This is a genomic window from Paenibacillus sp. IHBB 3054 (assembly GCF_051594305.1).
Taxonomy (GTDB): domain Bacteria; phylum Bacillota; class Bacilli; order Paenibacillales; family Paenibacillaceae; genus Paenibacillus_AQ.
This window is the reverse complement of the sequence record NZ_JBOFBG010000157.1, coordinates 1-502: the sequence shown is the minus strand read 5'-3', so window position 1 is coordinate 502 and position 502 is coordinate 1. Positions and strand designations below refer to the sequence as shown.

General features: G+C 39.4%; 1 protein-coding gene. It reads right to left on the bottom strand.

Annotated elements, in window-relative coordinates:
* The coding region (locus ACQ76X_RS36230; protein WP_438498707.1) for a hypothetical protein at positions 1-502 on the bottom strand (502 nt) is incomplete at both ends.

The following is a 502-nucleotide window of genomic DNA, read 5'->3' as shown; positions in this document are numbered from 1 at the left end:
CGCTGTTCAATTAAGGTCGGCTTATACTTGTAGTCGGTCAAAAAATTGGAGTACAGGGTAAGTATTCTTTGTCCAGCCTGGCTTCCGCTTATGATCTTGCTCTCTACTGATTCATTTTGCTTCAGATGATTAAATGAAGTGATTGTCTTCTGCTGTGGTGCATTATTTTTGTCCAATGCAGTCACAGTGCTAGAAAAGTGATATCCTGCAGGCAGGTTTTCGGGGTCATTGGTTACCCCATAAGCACTATAGTCTCCACTGTAGGTAAAGACATTATGATTCATAACATATGAAGGCAGGGAATTCCGTAGAATGATATCGCTTCTGCCGCTAACACGTGATTTTTTAATGACTCCATACTTAGATAGATTATGAACGCCGTATTCGTAATCATAGACCGTTTGTGACGTATTATTGTACTGCACCCGTTTCAGCATGTATTCATAGTGACCATTCGATCTGTTACTGGGCAATATATTACCAAAGAAATCATATTCATTTT